Source organism: Bradyrhizobium sp. SZCCHNRI1009, assembly GCF_032487575.1.
Taxonomy (GTDB): Bacteria; Pseudomonadota; Alphaproteobacteria; order Rhizobiales; family Xanthobacteraceae; genus Bradyrhizobium.
Window position 1 is genome coordinate 1 of the sequence record NZ_JAUEUL010000035.1, and the last position, 20,469, is coordinate 20,469.

The following is a 20,469-nucleotide window of genomic DNA, read 5'->3' on the forward strand; positions in this document are numbered from 1 at the left end:
GCAGCGACGCCGTCGTGACGGCGCAGCGCGCTCTCGACCTCGCCGGGCTCGATGCGGAAGCCGCGGATCTTGACCTGATGGTCGGCGCGTCCCAGGAACTCGAGCGTGCCGTCGGCGCGCCAGCGGGCGCGATCGCCGGTGCGGTACAGCCGGGTGCCCGGCGGTCCGAATGGATCGGCGATGAAGCGCTCCGCCGTCAATCCGGGACGATTGATGTAGCCCCGTGCCAAGCTCGCGCCCGCGACATAGACTTCGCCCACGACGCCCGGCGGCAGCGGATTGAGGGCGTCATCGAGAATGACGACGGAGCGATTGGCAAGAGTGCGCCCGAGCGGAAGGGGTGACGTGATCGCGGCCACGTCAGACAGAGCATGCCGCGTGACGAAGGTCGTGGTCTCCGTCGGACCATACGCGTTGGAGACCACCGTGCGGCTGTATTCGAGCACGCGGCGCACGACATCCGGCGACACGGTCTCGCCACCCGTCAGCACCTCGTGCACCCCGTCGAAGCAGTCGGGATGCTCCTCCGCGATCGCTGCGAACAGTTGATAGGTCAGGAACAGGCGCGTGACGCCATGCTGACGGATGGCCGTGGCCAGCCGGCGCGCGTCGAATGCGCCGGTTGGTCCGATCGCGATCGTGTGGCCGTGGAGCAGCGGCACGAACAGCTCGAAGGTGCTGGCATCGAAGGCGGGATTGGAATGCAGCAGGATCGTCTGCGGTCCGTCGTCGTGCCAGACCGGGTCGTCCGCGAGCGAGAGGATGTTGCGATGGCTGATGCCGACGCCTTTGGGATGGCCGGTCGAGCCCGACGTGAACATGACATAGGCAAGATCATCGGCCGCGCCGGCGACGCCGGGATCCCGATCATCGAAGGCGTCGGGACGAGGTGAAAGAATGCCGAGGCCGCCATGGCCGGCAAGCTCGGCCACGAGCGCGGGCGCGGCCAGGGCAAAGCGGGCGCCGGTCTCGCGCAGGATGAAATCGCGCCGATCCCTCGGCTGGCCCGGCTCCAGCGGAACATAGGTCGCGCCGGCCTTCAGCACCGCCAGCACGGCAATGACGAATTCGGATGAGCAGGCGAACAGCAGCGCGATCGGGTCCTGCGGCCGGACCCCGGCCGCGATCAGGTCGTGCGCGAGCGCGTTGGCGCGGCGGTCGAGATCGCGATAGGTGAGCGTATGGTCGTCGGTGCGAATGGCAATCGCGTCGGGGATGCGGCGGACCTCGGCCGCGAACCGCGTGGCAAGCGTTTCGCGCGGCGCGACCGCCGTGAGACAGGGGGGCGCGCCGGGACCATCGGCCCGCGCCAGATCGGGGGCGGCCAGCGCCAGCCGTGCCGCCGGGATTGCGGGGTCATCGGCGAGCCCGCGCAGCAGCATCTCGAACGCGCCGGCCCAATGCGCAACCGTCGTCCGGGCAAACAGATCCGGATTGAACTTGAAATTGCCGAACAGCGCCTCGTTCGCCTCATACAGCTCGAGCACGAAATCGAACTGCCCGAGCTGCTGCGGAAACTGGTAGACGCGCGCTGCCAGCCCGCCCCACGTGCTCCAGCCGTCATCCGCCAGCGGCGCGATGAGCCCTTGGACGGCATGCTGTCCGCGCAACTGCAGGAAGTTGAAGCAAGCCTCGTAGACAGGGGTCCGCGCCGGATCGCGCTGCGTCTGCAGCCGCTGAGCGAGCACCGCGAATGGGTAGTCCTGATGCTCCGCCGCTTCGGCGGCCGCCCGTCTCGTGGCGTCGAGAAAGGCGGCGAGGCTCTGGCCGTCCACCAGGCGGGTGCGATGCACGACCGTGTTGACGAAATAGCCCACCGTCGGATCGAAGGCCGGCTGGGTGCGCCCGGCCACCACCGCGCCCAGCAGGATGTCGTCCTGCCCGCTCAACCGGTGCAGCAGCAGGCTGTAGGCGGCGAGCAGCACGACGGACAGCGTGGTCTCGTGGCGTCGCGCCAGCGCCTTGAGCCGTACAAGCAGCTCCGGCGCGATGGCGAGGTCGATCTGCTCGCCGCGCTGGCGGCGCTGCGCCGGCCGCGGATGATCGAGCGGCAGGTCGAGCACGGGAAGCTCGCCGGACAGCAGCCACTGCCAGTACGACCACAGCTGCTCGCCGCGCGCCCCGCTGAGCATCGTGCGCTGCCAGCGCACGAAATCCGCATAGCTGCGCTCCACGCGAGGGAGCTGAGGGACCTCGCCGCGGGCCCGCGCCTGATAGCTGCGTCCGATTTCGTCGAGCAGGATGACGATCGACTGGCCATCGATGACGATGTGATGAGCCAGCGGCAGCAGGACGTGATCCTCGCGTCCGCGGCTGATGAGCACCGCCCGGAACAGCGGGCCGCGCTCGAAGTCGAACGGTTCTTCGTAGGCGTCCTGCACCGCCCGATCGAGCTCAGCCGGGTCTGCGACCTGCACGTGGCGCAGCTCGGCCGCGCGCGGCGAGACGGTCTGGATCGGCGTCCCGCCACGCCAGGCGAAGGTGGCGCGCAGGGCAGGGTGGCGCTCGATCACATCCTGCATGGCCTGCCGCAGCGCTGCGACATCGACCGCACCGCGAAGCCGGATGGGAAATGCGACGTGATAGGCGGTGCTGGTGGCATCCAGCTGATGCAGGAACCACAGCGCCTGCTGCCCATACGACAGGGGATGATGAGCCGCCTCGGTCCCGCGTCGGCGCAACAGCTCGGCCGCGAGTTGCCGCTTGCGCTGGAGTTCGTCGCCGTTGCCGGCGGCCGGAGTCTCGATCGGGCTGTCCTCAGCCGGCAGGCGCTCCGATTCTGCGCGGGATGGATCCCATCGATCGTTCACGATGCGTCACGCTGCAGACGGGTCGGCGGCATCTCGCTGGCGGCGGAGACTGAGCGGCCGCATGTCGGTCCAGGCACCCTCGATGAACGCGAGGCATTCCGCTTTGCCGCCCGTCGGTCCGGTCTGCCGCCATCCAGTCGGGATGTCCTTGAATTGCGGCCAGAGCGAATACTGCTCCTCGTCGTTGACCAGCACGACGAAGACGGTGTTCTCGTCGTCGAATACATTCACCATGTCGACACCAAGGGCATAGAACGGCGTTCCCTGAACCGCGCGGTACGGGTGATGCAGATCAGCGGCCGCAGCAGGCGGCCGTGTGCAAGCGGCTTAAGCGGTCGCCGTCTCGGCGGTCGTACCCTTGCGGGTCAATCCGCGCTTGACCTGCTCCTTCATCGTCTCGAGATCGACCGACAACAGATCTCCGCCCTTTTCGAAATGATTGACGAAGACCCGGCCGATGGCCCAGGTGAGCGCCGAGGCGAATGCCGGCACGACGGCGATGCCGAGCAGTGGACCGATGAACGGAACGTAGCGGGCCGCGCGGATCGCGACGCCGGACAGCGGGCTGACCGGCACGATGCCGCCAATCAAGGCGGCCACGTACGACTTCACGGCGTTCTCGTTGAACGGAATTTCATAGACCTCGGCGAGCTCGCTGATCATCTTGATCTGAATACCTGTCAGCGCGAAAACATCGAGCAAAGGCAAAGGGATGAGTCCGGTGATGGCACCAAACCCGGCGTTGCGCTTGACGATCGCCAGCGCCTGCTTGTGATGCTCGGGGGACACGGGGGCGGGGGAAACAGCTTGGTCGCTAGCAGCCAAATTTGTCATGATGATTGATTCCCAATTATTAGTTGAAAGGTACCATCCTTCCACCTCCCTTGGAAGGGCCGTCCGCTCGCTTCTCGCGGACTGTCACCAGATAATGCCCAGGTGATTGATACGGATGTCGAGAGACCGATCAAAAGAAGCTTAGACTTATCAGGACGTAGCAACGCCGCAGGGGGCTGAGAGGTGCGGGCAATGCACAATGAGGTGCGGATTCATGGGAATCCCCTCGATTGTCCTGTGAGCATCGTCGGCGCGGCCGCATCTGGAGGTGCGGCAGCATCGGCCTGTCATGATAATATGCGACAAATTTGAAGTGGGTTGATCGATGCCTGATCGCTGGCAGCATTCGTTTGCTGATGAGTGGCTTCTTTGTTTCAAGCCGAGACCTGCGGCCCGCCGCCGGCTGGTCTGCTTCGGGCCGGCAGGAGGCGGCGCGTCATTCTATCGGCGTTGGCCCGATCTGGCGCCGCCCGATGTCGAGGTGCTGGCGGTCCAGCTTCCAGGTCGGGAGACGCGCCTTGGCGAGGAGCCGCGTCGCGACATCGTGGAGTCCGCCGAGGACGTCGTCCGCGCGCTGCTCGCCAGGCCGGATCTGCCGACCGTGCTGTTCGGCCACAGCATGGGCGCGCTGCTGGCGCTCGAAGCGGCTCGGGGACTTCGCCGTGCGGAATATGCGCCCGAGCTCCGTCTGGCGGTCTCCGGCCGGGAATCCCCCGATCTTGCAATGCAAGATACCGGTTTCATGACGCTGGCCGATGATGAGTTTCTGATCGCCGTCGATCGCCGCTACGGCGGCATTCCGCCGGCCGTGATGGAGGTCGCGGAATTACGCGAGCTGATCGCGCCGGCGCTGCGCGCCGATTTCGCGTCCGTGCTCGGCTATCGCATTCCATCGCCCGATCCGCTCGACATCGATCTCACCGTCATGCGCGGACGCGATGACCCGCAGACGGCGGATGAGCGGATCGCAGGATGGGATCGTGTCTCACTCCGGCCGGTTCGCCGCTGCGATTTTCCGGGCGGGCACTTCTATTTGTCCGATCGTGCTGAGGCGGTGCTGTCGGAGCTGCTGGCCGACCGCTTCGTCGCGGAGCCGTCCTGAGCCGCAGTTCGATCAGGTTGCGTATTGTCCGATTGGTTTATTTGTCAGCCTTGCCGTGCCCTCTTTGCCCTGGACGCTGGTTGTGATCAAACACGTTGCAGCAGGATTCGATGTTGCCCGATGTGCCGGACGAGCTTCGTCGTGATCGCCGGCGCTGTTTTGTGGCGGAGTGCTGCGCCCGCCGTCGGCATCGGGGCCTTGAGGGATTTCAGCGTGGACAGAAGGCGGTTTGAACCTTGGACCTGATACGCTTCGTCCTCGCATCCGCGGGTCCCATCCGCTTTCGCCTGATCGCAGGCATGGTGCTGACCAGCTTCGCCATGGGCGCGCTGATGGTCGTCACCAACACGGCCACCGCGCCGGAGTCGAGCGACGGGCCGGCGCTGGAGATGGTGCTGCTGTTCCTGGTCCTGGCGGCGCTCGTGATCGGCTCGCACCGCTACTCCATGCGCATGGTCACGGCCCTCAGCGAGGCCATCCTGCGCCAGATCCGTGACAACTACGTGCTGCTGGTCCGGCGGATCGAGCTCGAGGCGCTGGAGCACACCGGCGTCGACCGGATCTATGACGTGGTCGCGCGCGAGACCATCCTGATCTCCGACGCCGCGCCGCAGATCGTCACCGGGATCATCTCGGCGATGACGTTCCTGCTGCTCGGCGCCTACATCGCCTACCTGTCGCTGTTCGCGATCACGCTGCTGGTGTTCGCCTTCGTCGTGACCGTGTATTTCTACCGCTACAGCCAGCGTGGCTCGCGGGCGGCCCTGGTCGCCGCGAGCGCGCAGGAGACGCGGTTCCTCGACCTGATGGGCCATCTGCTGCACGGCTTCAAAGAGGTGCGTCAGAACGCCGCGCGCGGTTACGACCTGGAGCAGGATCATCTGCTGCCGGCGTCCGAGCAGATCGACGTCAAGAATACGGTCGCGATGGACCACATCGCCTCCGGCATGAGCATCTCCTATATCGGCTTCTACAGCCTGCTCGCCGCGGTGGTCTTCATCCTGCCGGGCTACATCAAGGAGCACCGCACGGTGCTCCAGGTGCTCTATACCGTGCTGTTCATGCTATCGTCGCTCGACAACGTGCTGCGCTCGGCCGCGGTGCTGGCGCGCGCCAACCTGTCGATGGAGCATCTCCTGGATATGGAGAAGCGGCTGCTGGCCGCCGCACGTGAGCCCGAGCCGTCACCCGATGCCGCGCATCAGGTGTTCGAGCGGGTCGAGCTGCGCGCGATCACCTATTCGCACACCGGCCGCGACGGCAAGCCCAGCTTCACGCTCGGGCCGTGCGACCTCGTCGTTCGACCCGGGCAGATCACCTACCTGATCGGCGGCAATGGCAGCGGCAAGTCGACCCTGATGCGCCTGCTCACCGGCCTCTATGACCCCGCGGGCGGTGTCATCCTGTGGGACGGCGAGCCGGTGGACCATGCCCTGCGCGGCAAATATCGCCAGTTGTTCTCCTGTGTCTTCGCCGACTTCCATTTGTTTGATCGCTTCTACGGCGCGCGCACGATCGATCCGGCCAAGGTGAATGCCATGGTGGCCGACTTCGGACTGGCCGAGAAGACGGCGTTTCGCGACGGCGGCTTCACCCAGCTCGATCTGTCGACCGGACAGCGCAAGCGGCTGGCGCTGATCGTTGCCTTGCTCGAGGACCGGCCGATCTACCTGTTGGACGAGGTCGGCGCCGATCAGGATCCGTCGTTCCGGCACCGCTTCTATACCGAAATCCTTCCCGACTTGCGGGCTCGCGGCAAGGCCGTTATCGTCATCAGCCACGATGATCGCTATTTCTCGATGGGCGATCGCGTTCTCACGATGCGGGACGGCCGGCTCGAGCAAGCCGAGGCTTTGACATGAGCGTGGCCTATCCCGATCGCAGCCTTCGCAACTCGCCGTCTCCGCTCAGGCCGACGCGCGGCAGATTGCGCGATCGCGTCGAAGCCTATGTCGTCGGCACCATCGCCTTCGCCGGCCTGCTGGTCCTGTTGCTGTGGCGGACCGTGATCGTCGTGGTTCCCGCAGGCCATGTCGGTGTGCTTTACAGCCTGCTCGGCGGCGGCACCGTCATCAACGACGTCTATCGCGAGGGGCTGGCGCTCAAGCTGCCCTGGAACAGGATGTATCTGTTCGAGACGCGCGTCCAGTCGCTGGCGCTCGACGTCGAGGCGCTCAGCCTCGAAGGCCTGCGCGTCGACGTCAAGGCCAACCTCATCTTCCACGTCGATGCCAACTCCGCGCCCCGGCTCCTGAAGGAGGTCGGCACCGACTACGTCAATCGCCTGGTCATGCCGGTGGCACTCGGCGTCATCAGGCGCGTGATCGGCAAGTTCGACAGCCATCGCCTCTACACGCTCGACAGCGAGCTCCTGACCGGCCAGATGCTGGACGCCCTGCGCGGCGAGCCCAAGAGCACGATCCTGCTCTATGACGACATGGTCGTGACCCGGGTGATGCTTCCCGACGGGATGCGCAAGGCGATCGAGGACAAGCTGACGCAGGAGCAGTACGCCGCATCCTATGAGTTCATCCTTGCACGGGCCCGCTCGGAGGCCGAGCGCCAGCGCATCGAGGCCATCGGCCTGGAGAATTACTATGCGACGGTGTCGCGGTCGCTGTCGAAGGACGTGCTGACCTGGACCGGCATCCAGGCAACGCTGGACCTCGCCCGCTCCAACAACAGCAAGGTCGTCGTGGTCGGCGGCGGCGCCAATCAGATGCCGCTCATCCTGGGCTCGGATATCTCGTCAGGCAGTGCCACAGCGCCGAACCCCTCGATCATGGACTTCGACAGCACCAAGCTCAGCTTCCCCAAGATCCAACAGCCGCCGCGGGACGTCCTGGAGAATCCGAGCGGCGTCGACCTGCCAGGACAGGCCCGCATGACTCCCCTCGGGACGCCGCCCGCGCCGGTACGGCAGGGATCTCCCATTCCGGCGGCTCCGGTGCAGAATGCCCGCTAGCTCCGCGCCGCCCACCGTTTTCGCCAGCATGAGGAGCATCGCCTGATGTCTGCCTTCGTCATCATCATCTATGTGCTGCTGTGCCTGTTGAGCGGCTATTTCGGCCGCGACTCCCGCATGGGCTTCTGGGGCTGCGTGTTTCTGTCGGCCATTCTCAGCCCCGTGCTGATGCTGCCGGCGCTGTTCCTGCTGGGCGGCGGCCGGCGGCCGGCCTGATCCGAGTCGGGCCCGCGCGGCGCGCCGCTGCCTCGGCGATCAAGGTCCTGCACCCGACGGGCAGTTGCCGCATGCGTGTCATGTCCAAACTGCCCGTCGTGCCAGTTTGTCGCGCACTTATCACTTGCACCGTCGGGCAAATCACCTCCACATTTCCGCGCATCCCGGCTCGCTGAAGAGGGACGTTTCGCGATCGTCACGAACGTCGAGCCGGGGATGCGATGGGCGTGTCGGTCCGCAGCGTGATCTCGATTGCGCGGACGAACGGAACGATGCGACGGCGAAATCGTGTGGTCCTGGCGCCCCGAAGCTGGCGCCAAGTCGGCGGTCATGATGATCCGTCGGCGACGGGGGCAATCAAGCCGGTCCCCGGGGAGATCACGTATAAGCCGTCAAACCATCGCGCAGGGAAGGCCGGGATGTCCCAGCCGAACCTGTGGTTCCTGCCCCGTGCATTCTTTCCGCACGGGGGCCATGGGGGCGGCAGGCTCCCGGCCTTCCTTGCGCCTCTTCTCGCTGGAGAGGAGGACGAACGGAAGCAAAGCTCGGGCGAAACACGCCGCGAGATCGCGATGTCATGTGGAATCGTTCGAGATCGGTTTCGGAGCAGCCGCGTCGTGTAGAGTGGCGGCCAGCCGATCCGTGTTGGTCAGGGCCGGTCCGCAAGAGAGGCAGCGCGCGTGCAGAGTTGGCGATGAAGGCGATTGCAGAGCTGTTTGACGGTCCGGTCGTGGTTGCGGCATCGAGCCTCTCGCTGGCGGAGGATGAGCTGTTTCCCGAAGAGCGCGCGCATATCCAGGCCGCGGTCGCCAAGCGGCGCGCCGAGTTCGCGACCGCGCGGATCCTGGCGCGCAGGGCGCTGGCGTCGCTCGGAGCTTCGCCGGTCGCGCTCGTTCCGACGCCGGATCGCGCGCCCGTGTGGCCGCCGGGCTATGCGGGAAGCATCTCCCATTGCGCCGACTACTGCGCTGTTGCCGTGGCCCGAAGCAGGGATGTCCCGTCGCTTGGACTGGATGTCGAGGACCTGCGCGAGCTCGATCCGTCGATGCGCGATCTCGTGCTCACGCCGGCCGAGCGGCGATGGCTTCGCGCCCAGCCCGATGCGCTGCAGCCGATGCTGCCGATCGTGATCTTCAGCGCCAAGGAAGCCTACTACAAATGCCAGTACCCGCTCACGCGCGGCTTCCTGGATTTCCAGGATGTCGAGCTCGCGATCGCATGGCCGGCGGGCACGTTCGAGGCGCGTGTCATGAAAGAGGACTGGCCGGCCGCGGTTGCTCGTCTCGCCGGACGTTTCTTTATCGCTGACGGCCGGGTGAGCTGCGGCGTGACGCTCGCGCAGGCCTGATGGCGCGAACGCAGCCTGGGGTTGGGGTGGGCCGTTGTCGTTGCCGCCGCGCCGGAAAGCTGTGGGGGCGCGATCTCAGGAAATCTTCATCCGATGAGCTGCTTACCGCAGTCGCTAAACATGATGCGCTGCGAATTGCGAGGAAATGCGCTTGACATGTTTAGTCGTTCGCAATCTACTAAACAAAATACTTAACTCGGACAATCGATCCGGGACCATGAGGAAACGCTTGCGGCTCGCGTTGTCGTTGTGACGGCGCCTTTCGCCGCGAGCCACACACCGCCGTCATCAGCGCAAAGGCAGGGCGGCGCCAACAGGGAGGGAGTGCCAGATGAAGTTGCTGCAGACATTTGCACTGACGGCGACGGTCGCCGCCGCGACAGTGCTCGGCGCGTCCGCGCCGGCACGCGCCGAGGGAAAGACGATCACCTTGTGCTGGGCCGCCTGGGATCCGGCCAACGCGCTGGTCGAGCTGTCCAAGGACTTCACCGCCAAGACCGGCGTCAACATGAAGTTCGAGTTCGTGCCGTGGCCGAACTTCGCCGACCGCATGCTCAACGAGCTCAATTCCAAGGGCAAGCTGTGCGATCTGATGATCGGCGACTCCCAGTGGATCGGCGGCGCCGCCGAGAACGGCCAATACGTCAAGCTCAACGAGTTCTTCGACAAGGAAGGCATCAAGATCTCCGACTTCATGCCCGCCACCGTCGCCGGCTACGCCGAGTGGCCGAAGGGCTCGCCGAACTACTGGGCGCTGCCGGCGATGGGCGACGCCAACGGCTGGACCTACCGCAAGGACTGGTTCGCGCGGCCGGAGATCCGCGAGGAGTTCAAGAAGAAGTTCGGCCGCGAGCTCGGGGTGCCGAAAACGCAGGAAGAGCTGAAGGACATCGCCGAGTTCTTCCAGAAGCGGGTGATCGACGGCAAGACCGTTTACGGCGCGGCGATCTTCACCGAGCGCGGCTCGGAAGGCATCACCATGGGCGTCACCAACGCGCTCTATCCGTTCGGCTTCAAGTATCAGAACCCGAAGAAGCCGTATGACATGCAGGGCTTCGTCAACTCCGACGACGCGGTGAAGGGCCTCGAATTCTACAAGGCGCTGTACAAGTGCTGCACGCCGCCCGGCTATTCCAACGGCTACATGCAGGAGGGCCTGGATGCCTTCAAGTCCGGCCAGGTCGCGCTGCAGATGAACTGGTTCGCCTTCTTCCCGGGCCTCTACAAGGACCCCAATGTCGGCGGCGACAAGATCGGTTTCTTCGTCAACCCCGCGCAGAAGGAGAAGGGCTCGCAGCTCGGCGGGCAGGGCATCTCGGTGGTGGCCTATTCGCCGAACCGCGCCGAGGCGTTGGCCTACATCAAGTGGTTCGCCTCGCTCGACACCCAGAAGAAGTGGTGGGCGCTCGGCGGCTACAGCTGCCACAAGGGCGTGCTCAACGATCCCAACTTCAAGAACACCGCGCCGTTCGCCGCCGACTTCCTGGTGGCGATGGACCAGGTGGTCGATTTCTGGGCCGAGCCGTCCTACGCCCAGCTCCTGCTGGCGATGCAGAAGCGCGTCCACGACTATGTCGTCGCCGACCAGGGCACCGCCAAGGGCGCGCTCGACGGGCTGATCGCCGACTGGACCAAGGTGTTCAAGGAGGACGGCAAGCTCTGATGGAAGCGGCATCTCGCGTGCAAGCGGGACGCGCCACGACGATCCCTCCGGCGAGCTTCGGCTTGCCGGGCGGACCAGCCAGTCTCACCGCCAGCCAGAAGCAGCCAGTGAAGCAGCCCCTCGCATGACCGACCAGACCGGACTGAGCAGCCTCGTCGACCGCGCCGCCCTGGTGACGCCGCCCGCCGTGGCGCGGCGCGTGCGTGGCCTCTCCGAGCGTGCCATCGCCTGGCTGTTCATCACGCCGACCATGCTGCTGCTGCTCGCGATCAACATCTTCCCGCTGATCTGGACCATCCGGCTGTCGTTCACCAATTATCGCGCCAACCGGCCCAATGCGACGGTGCTCGATGTCGGGCTCGCCAACTACCAGTCGATCCTGACCGATCCGGACGTCTGGGCGGCGATGACGGTGACCGCGCGCTTCGTGTTCTGGACCATCCTGATCCAGACCGTGCTCGGTTTCACGCTGGCTTGGCTGATCGACAAGAAGTTCCGTGGCCACGGCCTGTGGACCACCTTGATTCTGCTGCCGATGATGCTGTCGCCGGCCGTGGTCGGCAATTTCTGGACGTTCCTGTACCAGCCGCAGATCGGGCTCTTCAACTACGTCATCGCTGCCGCGACCGGCGCGCCGGCATCGTCTTTCCAGATGCTGGCGCAAGTGCCGCTCGCGCCGTGGGCCATCGTCATCGTCGACACCTGGATGTGGACGCCCTACGTGATGCTGATCTGCCTTGCCGGTCTGCGCTCGATTCCCGACTACATCTACGAAGCAGCCGAGGTCGACCGCGCCTCGCCGTGGCGGCAGTTCTGGTCGATCACCCTGCCGATGGCGCTGCCCTTCATCATGCTGGCGGTGCTGTTCCGCGGCATCGAGAACTTCAAGATGTTCGACATGGTCAACCTCCTGACCGGCGGCGGACCCGGCTCGACCACCGAGGTCGCCTCGATCACGCTCAAGCGGGAGGCCTTTGAGAAGTGGCGCACCGGCTATTCCTCGGCCTTCGCGATCATCCTGTTCGTCACCGTGTTCGGCCTCGCCAACATCTACGTCAAGGCGCTCAACCGGGTGAAAAGCCGATGACCGGTCTCGCAACCGCCCATTCCGTGGTCGATCCCTCGCCGCTGACCAAGCGGATCGCGGCGACCGTGGTGATCGCCTATGCGCTGATCACCCTGGTGCCGCTGCTGTGGATCTTCATGACCGGGTTCAAGTCGCCATCGGATGCGATCGCCTATCCGCCGAAGCTCGTCGCTGAGCCGAGCCTGGAGGGCTATTGCAACCTGTTCACGACCCGGACGCGGCAGACTCCGGACTACATGGCCAAGCTGCCGCCGGCGGCCGATCTGTGCGACCGCATCTCGCGCGGCCGCAACATGGTGGTCGCGGGTCCGTCGAACTACATCCCGCGCTACGTCAACTCGCTGGTGATCGCATTCGGCTCGACCGCGCTGTCGGTCGTGCTCGGCACGCTCGCGGCCTATGCGTTCTCGCGCTTCAAGGTGCCGCTGAAGGATGATCTCCTGTTCTTCATCCTGTCGACAAGGATGATGCCGCCGATCGCGGTCGCGATCCCGATCTACCTGATGTATCGCGAGCTCGGCCTGTCCGACACGCGGCTCGGCATGATCCTGCTCTATACGTCCGTCAACATCTCGCTCGCGGTCTGGCTGCTCAAGGGATTCATGGACGAGATCCCGCGCGAATACGAGGAGGCGGCGATGGTCGACGGCTACACCCGCCTGCAAGCCTTCTTCAAGGTCGTGCTGCCGCAGGCCACCACCGGCATCGTCGCCACCGCGATCTTCTGCCTGATCTTCGCCTGGAACGAATATGCCTTCGCGGTGCTTCTGACCTCGGGCACGGCGCAGACCGCGCCGCCCTTCATTCCGATCATCATCGGCGAGGGCGGCCAGGACTGGCCGGCGGTCGCTGCCGGCACCACGCTGTTCCTGATCCCGATCGTCGTGTTCACGGTGTTGCTGAGGAAGCACCTGTTGCGCGGCATCACCTTCGGAGCAGTGCGCAAATGAGCTGGTCGATACGAAATAGGCCTGCCGATGTCGTGGCTACGCGCTGGCCACGGGCGCTGCGGCGCGGCCCGATGGAGACGTTGGCAACGATCCTGATTGCCGCCGGCGTGTTGATGCTGCTGCAGCCGTTCGCGTTGGTGCTCTACACCTATTCCTTCATCACCACGCTCGCCGGTGTCGCGATGTTCACCATCGTCTCCAAGTTTCCGGACTGACGCCATGGCCGAGATCCGGATCGAGAACCTGTTCAAGGAGTTCGGCGGCTTTGCCGCCGTGCGCGGCACCGGCTTCGCCATCGCTGATGGTGAGTTCTTCTGCCTGCTCGGTCCGTCCGGCTGCGGCAAGACCACCACCTTGCGCATGATCGCAGGGCTGGAGCTGCCGACCTCGGGCACGATCAGGCTTGGCGGCGAGGACGTCACCTTCCGCCGTGCGCGTGAACGCGACATCGCCATGGTGTTCCAGCTGTTCGCGCTCTACCCACATATGAACGTGCGCAGCAACATCGCCTTTCCCTTGGTCTCGATGGGCGTGCCCAAGGCGGAGATCCGGCGGCGGGTCGAGGAAGCCGCGCGCATCCTGCGCATCGACCATCTGATCGAGCGTCCGGTAAGCGGGTTGTCGAGCGGCGATCGCCAGCGCGTCGCGCTCGGCCGCGCCATCGTCCGCGAGCCCAAGGCGTTCCTGATGGACGAGCCGCTCGGCGCGCTCGATGCGGAGTTCCGGCACATCATGTGCGGCGAGCTGCGCGCCTTGCACGACCGGCTCAAGGCCACCACCGTGTTCGTCACGCACGACCAGCTCGAGGCGATGTCGATGGCCGACAAGATCGCGGTGATGAATCGCGGCGTCGTGGAGCAGCTTGGAACGCCGCAGGAGATCTACGACCGTCCCGCCACCATGTTCGTCGCGGACTTCATCGGCTCGCCGGCGATGAACTTCATCCGCTTCGCGGGCCGACTTGGCGCCGGCACGAACTGCGTGCGCATCGACGGTGCCGAGATCGGCGTGCCCGTGCTGCGCGAGGATGCCGGGAGCGACGAGCTGGTTCTCGGCGTGCGGCCGGAGCAGGTGACGCTCAGCGCCGAAGGCGGGCTGCGCGGCGAGGTGTTTGGCACCGAATATCTCGGCACCACCCAGATCATCACCGTCACGACGGCGCACGGCACCGTCAAGGCACGCGCGCCCGCGGCGCTCCGCGTGGCGCGTGCGGAGCCGGTCGGGCTCAGCTTCCGCGCCGACCGGCTGTCGCTGTTCGACGCCGCCACGGGCCGTGCGGTCCGCACGGCGCTGTATGAACAGCCGGTGAGAGGAGGACGACATCATGGCTGAGACGCGGCTCAACGCCGTCAGCAAGTCGTTCGGCCCAAAGCCGGCGGTGCGGGATTTGTCGCTGACCATCCGTGATGGCGAGCTCGTGGTGCTGCTCGGGCCGACCGGTGCCGGCAAGACCACGACGCTGCGCCTGGTAGCGGGCCTCGAGCAGCCGGATCGCGGCAGCATCACCATCGGTGGCGTCGACCAGACCAAGGCGACGCCGGCCGCGCGCGACGTCACCTTCGTGTTCCAGCAATATTCGCTCTATCCGCATCTGTCGGTGTACGACAATCTGGCTTTTCCACTGCGCTCGCCGGTGCGCAAGATTGCGGAGGCCGAGATCAAGCGCATCGTCCGTGACGTCGCGGGGATGCTGCGGATCGAGGACAAGCTCGGCAATCGCGCCACTCAGCTCTCGGGCGGCCAGATGCAGCGCGTGGCGATCGGCCGTGCCCTGGTGCGCCGGCCTGCGATTGCATTGCTCGACGAGCCGCTGTCCTCGCTCGACGCCAAGCTGCGTTCGGAGCTGCGTATCGAGCTCAAGCGCATCCAGCAGGATCTCGGCGCCACCATGCTCTACGTCACCCACGACCAGATCGAGGCGATGACGCTCGCCAACCGCATCGGCGTGATCGACCAGGGCCGTCTGGTGCAGGTCGGCAGCCCGCGGGAGGTCTATGAGGATCCGGACAATACCTATGTGGCGACCCGGCTCGGCAGCCCCGGCATCAATCTTCTGCCGCGTCGGCTGTTCCCGGATCTCGCAATGCCGGGCGACGTCGCGACGATCGGCGCGCGCACCGAGCACATGACGGTCCGGCGCGCCGAGACCCGTGCAGACGCGCGGGTGAAATGGATCGAGCATCTCGGCGATCAGAATCATCTGCATATCACGCTGCAGGACCAGACCATCGTCAGCCTGGTGGAGCCGGATACGGAATTGAAAGTCGGCGACTCCGTCGCTATCGAGTTCACCCGGCCGCTGCTGTTCGACCGGGCGGGCCAGCGGGTGAGATAGACAATGGACCAGGCGTTCAAGCGTAAGCTGATCGTGGCGATGGCGGATGCCATGATCGCCCATGCCGAGGAGCTGACCGCGCTGGATTCGGCGATCGGCGACGGCGATCACGGCCTCAATATGAAGCGTGGCTTCGAGGCCGTGCTCGCCGATGCGGACAACATTTCCGCCAAGCCCCTTCCGGAGGCCCTGAAGGCGGTCGGCATGGCGCTGGTGATGAAGGTCGGCGGCGCGTCCGGTCCGCTCTACGGCACGCTGGCGATGGGACTTGGCAAGGCGCTGCCATCAGAGCCCTCTGCCGCCGACGCGGCGGCGGCGCTCGGTCGCGCCATCGCGGACGTCAAGGCACGGGGCAAGTCGGAAGCAGGTCAGAAGACCATGCTCGACGTCTTGATCCCCGTGCAGGCGGCTTTTGCGGCCGGTGGCGACGATCTCGGTTCCCGGCTGCCCGCGATCGCCGCTGAAGCTGCCGATGCGACGGTGCCGATGCTGGCGATCCGCGGCCGCGCCTCGTTTCTCGGCGAGCGTTCGATCGGGCACATGGATCCCGGCGCGCGCTCGTCCAGCCTGCTGGTGCAGGCGATCTGCAGCGTCTTCAATGAGGCCCGAGCATGAATGAGCAGAAGAATGTCGGCATCGTCATCGTGTCGCATTCCGCCAAGGTGGCGGAGGGCGCGGCCGACATGGTCCGGCAGATGGTCGGCGACAGCGTGCCGCTCGCAGCGGTCGGCGGCAATGCCGATGGCGGGCTCGGCACCGATGTCGGCGCCATCATGGGCGCGATCGACAGGGCGTGGTCGGAGTCGGGCGTTGCGATCCTGGTCGATCTTGGCGGCGCCGAGACCAACAGCGAGATGGCGGTGGAGATGATGCCGGAGGAGCGGCGCGAGCGCATCGTGATCTGCAATGCGCCGCTGGTCGAAGGCGCCGTGATGGCGGCGACGGAGGCCTCCGGCGGCTCGCCGCTCGATGCGGTGCGCGCGACCGCCGAAGAGCTGATGGGCGGATGAGCAGGAACGACGATGGCTGACGGTGGAGAGATCGGCATGCAGGAAGCGAAGGCGCATGCGCTGCTGACCAACGAGGTCGGGCTGCATGCGCGGCCCTCGGTCAAACTGACCCAGCTCGCGAAGCGCTTTGCGTCGAGCATCGAGGTCGCGATCGCCGCCGACGGGCCCTGGACCGATGCCAAGAGCCCGGTGAAGATCATGCGCGTCAAGGCGGCCAAGGGTGAGACGCTGTTCCTTCGCGCCAACGGAACCGATGCCGAGGCGGCCATCGCGGCGCTCGTTGATCTGGTCGACCGCAAGTTCGACGAGGAGTGACGATGGAGCGGCGCGTTTTCGGGCGTGGGGCATCGGACGGGTTGGCCATTGGGCCGGCCGCGATCCTGCGTGCGCTGGAGGGTGCGAGCCGGAGGAAAGGGGCGATCGCCGAGGAGCATGCAGCGCTCGCCACAGCGGTCGCGCATGCACGCGAGGCCGTGGCCGAGCTGATCGGCAGGCTCGAGGGAGACGCGGCCGAGCTAATCGGCTTTCAGCTCGCGCTGCTCGAAGACGATGCGCTGACGGAGGCGGCTTACGTTCAGATCGAGAGCGGTGTCGCTGCGGATGCGGCCTGGCGCGCGGCGATGGCGGAGGAGATCGCGGGCTACGAGTCCGCTGACGACGAGTATTTTCGTGCTCGCGCCAGCGACCTCGGCGACATCCGGGACCGCGTGCTGCGGCACTTGTTTGGCCTGCCGCAGAACGGCGAAGTGCCGAAAGGAGCGATCGTCGTCGCGCATGATCTGGCGCCATCGGCGTTTCTCGCCATCGACTGGACCGGGGGCGGCGGCGTCGCGCTCGGCGATGGCAGCCCGACCAGTCACGTCGCGATGCTGGCGCGCGGCCGCGGCGTGCCGATGGTGGTCGGGCTCGGCGGCGATTGGGAGACGCTGGCAGGGGATCTGCTGGTCGATGGCGGTCGCGGTGTCGTCATCGTCGATCCCGGCGCGCACATTGTCGCCGCCGCGCGGGCGGAGGACGAGACGGTCTCGCGCCGCAGGGCGGAGGCAAGGGCGCGGCAGCACGAACCGGCACTGACGCGCGACGGCACCCGCGTCTCCGTCCTCGTCAACATCTCCGGCCCCGCCGACATGACGCTGCTTCCGGCGGCAGCCTGCGACGGCATCGGTCTGGCACGCACCGAGTTTCTCACCGGCAACCTGCTTCACGACGAGGAGGCGCAATATCACGCCTATGCCGAGCTCGTGCGCTGGGCCGAAGGCCGGCCGGTCACGATCCGCACGCTCGATGCCGGCGGCGACAAGCCGATTCCGGGCTACACGATCGATGGCGAAAGCAACCCGTTTCTTGGTCTGCGTGGCCTCCGCCTGTCCTTGCGTCATCCCGAGATCTTCCGCGTCCAATTGCGCGCGCTGGCCCGCGCCGCTGCGCTCGGACCGCTCAAGGTGATGTTGCCGATGGTGACCAATGCAGCGGAACTGGACGGGGCCCGTGACCATCTCCGCGCCGTGCTCGCCGAATTGGCCGGCGGCAACGTTGCGTTCGCCGCGCCGGCCTTCGGAATGATGGTCGAGGTCCCGGCCGCTGCGCTGGCAGCGCACGACTTCGCTGCGGACTTCTTCTCGATCGGCACCAATGACCTGACCCAATATGCGACCGCTGCCTCGCGCGACGGCGCCGAGGTCGCCGACTATGCCGACGTGCTGCATCCCGGGGTGCTGGCGATGATCGCCCATGTCGCGCGCGCTGGTCGCGCACGGGGCGTGGACGTCTCGATCTGCGGCGACGCCGCCGGTGATGTCAGGGCGATTCCCGCCTTGCTCGAGGTCGGTATCCGCGCGCTGTCGGTGTCGCCTGGCCTGCTGCCGCTGGTGAAGGCCGCGATCCGCGAACTCGATCTCGCCAAGTCAGTAGAGGGCGCATGAGCGAGCCGGATGCATCGGGGGCCGCAAGCCCGCTTGCCGAGTACAAGGCGATCCTGCGCGCGGTCATCGACAGCCGTCCCTCCGGCACGCGGCAGCGGCTGGCGGAGGCAATCGGCAAGAACCGCAGCTTCATCTCGCAGATCGTCAATCCGGCCTATGCGACGCCGATCCCGCTGCAGCATCTCGAGACCATCTTCCACATCTGTCACTTCTCGCCACATGAGCAGCAGGCGTTTCTGACCGCCTACCGCGCCGCGCATCCGGGCCGGCTGGACGAGGCCGAGGCGCAGCGGCCGATGCGGCGTCTGGTGGTCGAGCTGCCGGACTTTGGCGACCCCGCGCTCAACGCCCATGCCGACCGCATCATCACCGGCGTCGCGCGCGGCATCACCGCGCTGATCTCAGCCAACGAAAACCAGGACGAATCCGAGCCGGGAGGGAAGCCATGAAGAAGCTGATCAACGCCGTCGACGACGTGCTGACCGAGAGCCTGCAGGGATTTGCCGCGGTGCATGGCGACATCGTCACGCTTGGTGAGGACAACAAGTTCGTACGCCGCAAGAGCCTCAAGCCGGGCAAGGTTGCATTGATCTCCGGCGGCGGCTCCGGCCACGAGCCGCTGCATGCCGGCTTCGTCGGGCCGGGCATGCTCGATGCCGCCTGTCCAGGCCAGGTCTTCACCTCGCCGACACCGGACCAGATGCTCGCGGCCGCGCAGGCCGTGGACACCGGCGCGGGCGCGCTGTTCATCGTCAAGAACTACGAAGGCGACGTGATGAATTTCGCGATGGCCGCGGAGATGATGGAGGGCAAGGTCGCGACCGTGATCACCGACGACGACGTCGCGGTCGAGACCTCGACCTATTCGACCGGCCGCCGCGGCGTTGCCGGTACGCTGGTCGTGGAGAAGATGCTGGGGGCTGCGGCCGAGCGGGGCAGCGATCTCGACGCGCTCAAGGCGCTTGGCGACGACGTCAACAAGCGCACCCGCTCGATGGGCGTGGCGCTGACGTCCTGCACGGTGCCGGCCGCCGGCAGGCCGACCTTCACGCTCGGCGAGGATGAGATGGAGATGGGTGTCGGCATCCATGGCGAGCCCGGCCGCCGCCGGGTCAAGCTGGCCTCCGCGGACGCCATCGCCGAGGAGATGATGGGCGCGATCCTAACCGATCTCGCAGCGAAGCCGGGAACGCCGTGCCTGCTGCTGGTCAACGGCTTCGGGGCCACGCCGGCGATGGAGTTGTACGTGATGGCCCATGCGGCGCGGCGCATCCTGGAAGGGCGCGGGCTCGCCATCGCGCGCGGGCTGGTCGGTTCCTACGTCACGTCGCTCGACATGGCCGGCTGCTCGCTCACCGTGACCGCGCTCGATGATGCGTCGCTGGCGCTGTGGGACGCGCCGGTGCACACCGCGGCGCTGCGCTGGGGCTGCTGACGCGATGCGTGCTCAGCGGATCTCGTTCGAGTAGTAGTGCTGCGCCGTCGTGGCGCGGTGCTGGCTGAGGATCGCCAGCGCGCCGGTCTGGTCGTAGGCTTCCTCGTCGATCACGAGCACGGCGCTCGGAGAGGGTAGGCCGAGCAGCTTGCGGTCCTCCTTGGTGGCGACCTCGGCCGTCACCTTCTCGCGCACCGCGGCGATCCGGATGCCATAGGCCTCGAGCAGATGGCGGTAGATCAGGGCAGGGACCTTCTTCGGCTCGCGCGCAAATCCCGGCACGCGGCTCCCGACCATCGAGATCCGCGAATGCAGCACCGGTGCGCCGGCGACGCGGCGGATGCGATGAAGATGCAGCAGCGGCTCGCCATCGGCCACCGCGAACAGCGCCGCATCGTCCCGTTCGGCGGCGCGTGTCGTCACCGACAGCACCTCGGCCTCCGAGTGCAGCAGGCTGCCGTCCGCGCCGAGCAGGCGGAAGTACTGGAAGAAGAAACTGAGCCCATGCTGCGACGCGCGGCCCGTCACCACCGTGCCGGTCTTGCGCCGGCGCATCAGCATGCCGCCCGCGGTGAGATCGGCCAGCGCGCGGCGGATGGTGCCGACGGCGACGCCATATTGATTGGCGAGCGCGACCTCGCCGGGCAGCACCGTGCCGGGCGGCATGTCGCCGATCAGGATCGCCTCGGCGATCTGGCGCTTGACATGCTCGTAGAGCGGCACCGGAAGGGCGCCCGGACCCGCGCCGACCCCGTCTGCCGCTTTGCTGGCCACAGCTGCCTTTTTCATGGA

General features: G+C 66.4%; 21 protein-coding genes. 17 read left to right on the forward strand and 4 right to left on the reverse strand.

What is annotated here, in order from left to right; translation table 11 throughout:
- The 3 genes from QX010_RS31305 to QX010_RS31315 form a co-directional block, all read right to left on the reverse strand.
- Positions 1–2,810: amino acid adenylation domain-containing protein (locus tag QX010_RS31305; RefSeq protein ID WP_316183465.1), on the reverse strand; the 2,810-nt coding region annotated here is incomplete at its 3' end.
- Between the two features lie 6 nt (positions 2,811–2,816).
- Entirely contained in the window at positions 2,817–3,044 is a 228-nt protein-coding gene (locus QX010_RS31310; RefSeq protein WP_315800408.1) for an MbtH family protein, read from the reverse strand.
- A gap of 93 nt (positions 3,045–3,137) precedes the next feature.
- Positions 3,138–3,689 (reverse strand): YcjF family protein, encoded by a 552-nt coding sequence (locus tag QX010_RS31315; RefSeq protein WP_315800407.1) that lies wholly within the window; start codon positions 3,687–3,689, stop codon positions 3,138–3,140.
- 280 nt (positions 3,690–3,969) lie between these two features.
- Here QX010_RS31315 and QX010_RS31320 point away from each other — a divergent pair, with 280 nt between their 5' ends.
- The 17 genes from QX010_RS31320 (at position 3,970) to dhaK (ending at position 19,677) form a co-directional block, all read left to right on the forward strand.
- Complete coding sequence (locus tag QX010_RS31320; RefSeq protein ID WP_316183466.1) at positions 3,970–4,746, forward strand: thioesterase II family protein; 777 nt, start codon at positions 3,970–3,972, stop codon at positions 4,744–4,746.
- 236 nt (positions 4,747–4,982) lie between these two features.
- Positions 4,983–6,608, forward strand: a complete 1,626-nt coding sequence (locus QX010_RS31325) for a cyclic peptide export ABC transporter (RefSeq protein WP_315800405.1) — start codon at positions 4,983–4,985, stop codon at positions 6,606–6,608.
- Entirely contained in the window at positions 6,605–7,711 is a 1,107-nt protein-coding gene (locus tag QX010_RS31330; protein WP_316183467.1) for a prohibitin family protein, read from the forward strand. Before QX010_RS31325 ends, QX010_RS31330 begins: the two co-directional genes overlap by 4 nt.
- A gap of 45 nt (positions 7,712–7,756) precedes the next feature.
- Positions 7,757–7,927, forward strand: a complete 171-nt coding sequence (locus tag QX010_RS31335) for a hypothetical protein (protein ID WP_315800403.1) — start codon at positions 7,757–7,759, stop codon at positions 7,925–7,927.
- A gap of 694 nt (positions 7,928–8,621) precedes the next feature.
- Positions 8,622–9,275 carry a 4'-phosphopantetheinyl transferase gene (locus QX010_RS31340; protein ID WP_316183468.1) on the forward strand — a complete coding sequence of 218 codons (654 nt, stop codon included), beginning with the start codon at positions 8,622–8,624 and terminating at the stop codon, positions 9,273–9,275.
- Positions 9,276–9,606: 331 nt separating this feature from the next.
- Complete coding sequence (locus QX010_RS31345; protein ID WP_316183469.1) at positions 9,607–10,938, forward strand: ABC transporter substrate-binding protein; 1,332 nt, start codon at positions 9,607–9,609, stop codon at positions 10,936–10,938.
- 124 nt (positions 10,939–11,062) lie between these two features.
- Positions 11,063–12,025 carry a sugar ABC transporter permease gene (locus QX010_RS31350; protein WP_316183470.1) on the forward strand — a complete coding sequence of 321 codons (963 nt, stop codon included), beginning with the start codon at positions 11,063–11,065 and terminating at the stop codon, positions 12,023–12,025.
- The gene (locus QX010_RS31355) at positions 12,022–12,975 is read left to right on the forward strand and encodes a carbohydrate ABC transporter permease (protein WP_316183471.1); all 954 of its coding nucleotides are present in this window, start codon (positions 12,022–12,024) and stop codon (positions 12,973–12,975) included. The genes QX010_RS31350 and QX010_RS31355 overlap by 4 nt, the downstream gene beginning before the upstream one ends.
- Positions 12,972–13,190: a hypothetical protein gene (locus QX010_RS31360; RefSeq protein WP_316183472.1), complete on the forward strand. Its 219-nt coding sequence runs from the start codon at positions 12,972–12,974 to the stop codon at positions 13,188–13,190. Before QX010_RS31355 ends, QX010_RS31360 begins: the two co-directional genes overlap by 4 nt.
- A 4-nt stretch (positions 13,191–13,194) precedes the next feature.
- A complete protein-coding gene (locus tag QX010_RS31365; RefSeq protein ID WP_316183473.1) occupies positions 13,195–14,307 on the forward strand; it encodes an ABC transporter ATP-binding protein in 1,113 nt (370 codons plus the stop codon).
- Positions 14,300–15,310: an ABC transporter ATP-binding protein gene (locus QX010_RS31370; RefSeq protein ID WP_315800396.1), complete on the forward strand. Its 1,011-nt coding sequence runs from the start codon at positions 14,300–14,302 to the stop codon at positions 15,308–15,310. The genes QX010_RS31365 and QX010_RS31370 overlap by 8 nt, the downstream gene beginning before the upstream one ends.
- 3 nt (positions 15,311–15,313) lie before the next feature.
- Positions 15,314–15,925, forward strand: a complete 612-nt coding sequence (gene dhaL / locus QX010_RS31375; RefSeq protein WP_316183474.1) for a dihydroxyacetone kinase subunit DhaL — start codon at positions 15,314–15,316, stop codon at positions 15,923–15,925.
- Positions 15,922–16,320: a dihydroxyacetone kinase phosphoryl donor subunit DhaM gene (gene dhaM, locus QX010_RS31380; protein ID WP_316183475.1), complete on the forward strand. Its 399-nt coding sequence runs from the start codon at positions 15,922–15,924 to the stop codon at positions 16,318–16,320. Before dhaL ends, dhaM begins: the two co-directional genes overlap by 4 nt.
- Positions 16,321–16,332: 12 nt before the next feature.
- Complete coding sequence (locus tag QX010_RS31385; RefSeq protein WP_315712559.1) at positions 16,333–16,635, forward strand: HPr family phosphocarrier protein; 303 nt, start codon at positions 16,333–16,335, stop codon at positions 16,633–16,635.
- A 2-nt stretch (positions 16,636–16,637) separates the two neighbouring features.
- The gene (ptsP, locus tag QX010_RS31390) at positions 16,638–18,242 is read left to right on the forward strand and encodes a phosphoenolpyruvate--protein phosphotransferase (RefSeq protein ID WP_316183476.1); all 1,605 of its coding nucleotides are present in this window, start codon (positions 16,638–16,640) and stop codon (positions 18,240–18,242) included.
- Positions 18,239–18,691: a hypothetical protein gene (locus tag QX010_RS31395; RefSeq protein WP_315800392.1), complete on the forward strand. Its 453-nt coding sequence runs from the start codon at positions 18,239–18,241 to the stop codon at positions 18,689–18,691. Before ptsP ends, QX010_RS31395 begins: the two co-directional genes overlap by 4 nt.
- Positions 18,688–19,677 (forward strand): dihydroxyacetone kinase subunit DhaK, encoded by a 990-nt coding sequence (dhaK, locus tag QX010_RS31400; RefSeq protein ID WP_316183477.1) that lies wholly within the window; start codon positions 18,688–18,690, stop codon positions 19,675–19,677. Before QX010_RS31395 ends, dhaK begins: the two co-directional genes overlap by 4 nt.
- A 12-nt stretch (positions 19,678–19,689) precedes the next feature.
- On the opposite strand, the gene QX010_RS31405 is transcribed toward dhaK, so the two are convergent.
- Positions 19,690–20,466, reverse strand: a complete 777-nt coding sequence (locus tag QX010_RS31405; RefSeq protein ID WP_316183478.1) for a GntR family transcriptional regulator — start codon at positions 20,464–20,466, stop codon at positions 19,690–19,692.
- Between the last annotated feature and the right edge of the window lie 3 nt (positions 20,467–20,469).

Excerpts from the sequence above, each read along its gene's own strand:
- QX010_RS31405 (WP_316183478.1), bottom strand. The coding sequence starts at position 20,466 with ATGAAAAAGGCAGCTGTGGCCAGCAAAGCGGCAGACGGGGTCGGCGCG.
- QX010_RS31370 (WP_315800396.1), top strand. The coding sequence starts at position 14,300 with ATGGCTGAGACGCGGCTCAACGCCGTCAGCAAGTCGTTCGGCCCAAAG.
- ptsP (WP_316183476.1), top strand. The coding sequence starts at position 16,638 with ATGGAGCGGCGCGTTTTCGGGCGTGGGGCATCGGACGGGTTGGCCATT.
- QX010_RS31335 (WP_315800403.1), top strand. The coding sequence starts at position 7,757 with ATGTCTGCCTTCGTCATCATCATCTATGTGCTGCTGTGCCTGTTGAGC.
- QX010_RS31340 (WP_316183468.1), top strand. The coding sequence starts at position 8,622 with ATGAAGGCGATTGCAGAGCTGTTTGACGGTCCGGTCGTGGTTGCGGCA.
- QX010_RS31355 (WP_316183471.1), top strand. The coding sequence starts at position 12,022 with ATGACCGGTCTCGCAACCGCCCATTCCGTGGTCGATCCCTCGCCGCTG.
- QX010_RS31330 (WP_316183467.1), top strand. The coding sequence starts at position 6,605 with ATGAGCGTGGCCTATCCCGATCGCAGCCTTCGCAACTCGCCGTCTCCG.
- QX010_RS31345 (WP_316183469.1), top strand. The coding sequence starts at position 9,607 with ATGAAGTTGCTGCAGACATTTGCACTGACGGCGACGGTCGCCGCCGCG.
- dhaM (WP_316183475.1), top strand. The coding sequence starts at position 15,922 with ATGAATGAGCAGAAGAATGTCGGCATCGTCATCGTGTCGCATTCCGCC.
- QX010_RS31360 (WP_316183472.1), top strand. The coding sequence starts at position 12,972 with ATGAGCTGGTCGATACGAAATAGGCCTGCCGATGTCGTGGCTACGCGC.
- dhaL (WP_316183474.1), top strand. The coding sequence starts at position 15,314 with ATGGACCAGGCGTTCAAGCGTAAGCTGATCGTGGCGATGGCGGATGCC.
- QX010_RS31365 (WP_316183473.1), top strand. The coding sequence starts at position 13,195 with ATGGCCGAGATCCGGATCGAGAACCTGTTCAAGGAGTTCGGCGGCTTT.
- QX010_RS31350 (WP_316183470.1), top strand. The coding sequence starts at position 11,063 with ATGACCGACCAGACCGGACTGAGCAGCCTCGTCGACCGCGCCGCCCTG.
- dhaK (WP_316183477.1), top strand. The coding sequence starts at position 18,688 with ATGAAGAAGCTGATCAACGCCGTCGACGACGTGCTGACCGAGAGCCTG.
- QX010_RS31320 (WP_316183466.1), top strand. The coding sequence starts at position 3,970 with ATGCCTGATCGCTGGCAGCATTCGTTTGCTGATGAGTGGCTTCTTTGT.
- QX010_RS31385 (WP_315712559.1), top strand. The coding sequence starts at position 16,333 with ATGGCTGACGGTGGAGAGATCGGCATGCAGGAAGCGAAGGCGCATGCG.
- QX010_RS31395 (WP_315800392.1), top strand. The coding sequence starts at position 18,239 with ATGAGCGAGCCGGATGCATCGGGGGCCGCAAGCCCGCTTGCCGAGTAC.
- QX010_RS31310 (WP_315800408.1), bottom strand. The coding sequence starts at position 3,044 with ATGGTGAATGTATTCGACGACGAGAACACCGTCTTCGTCGTGCTGGTC.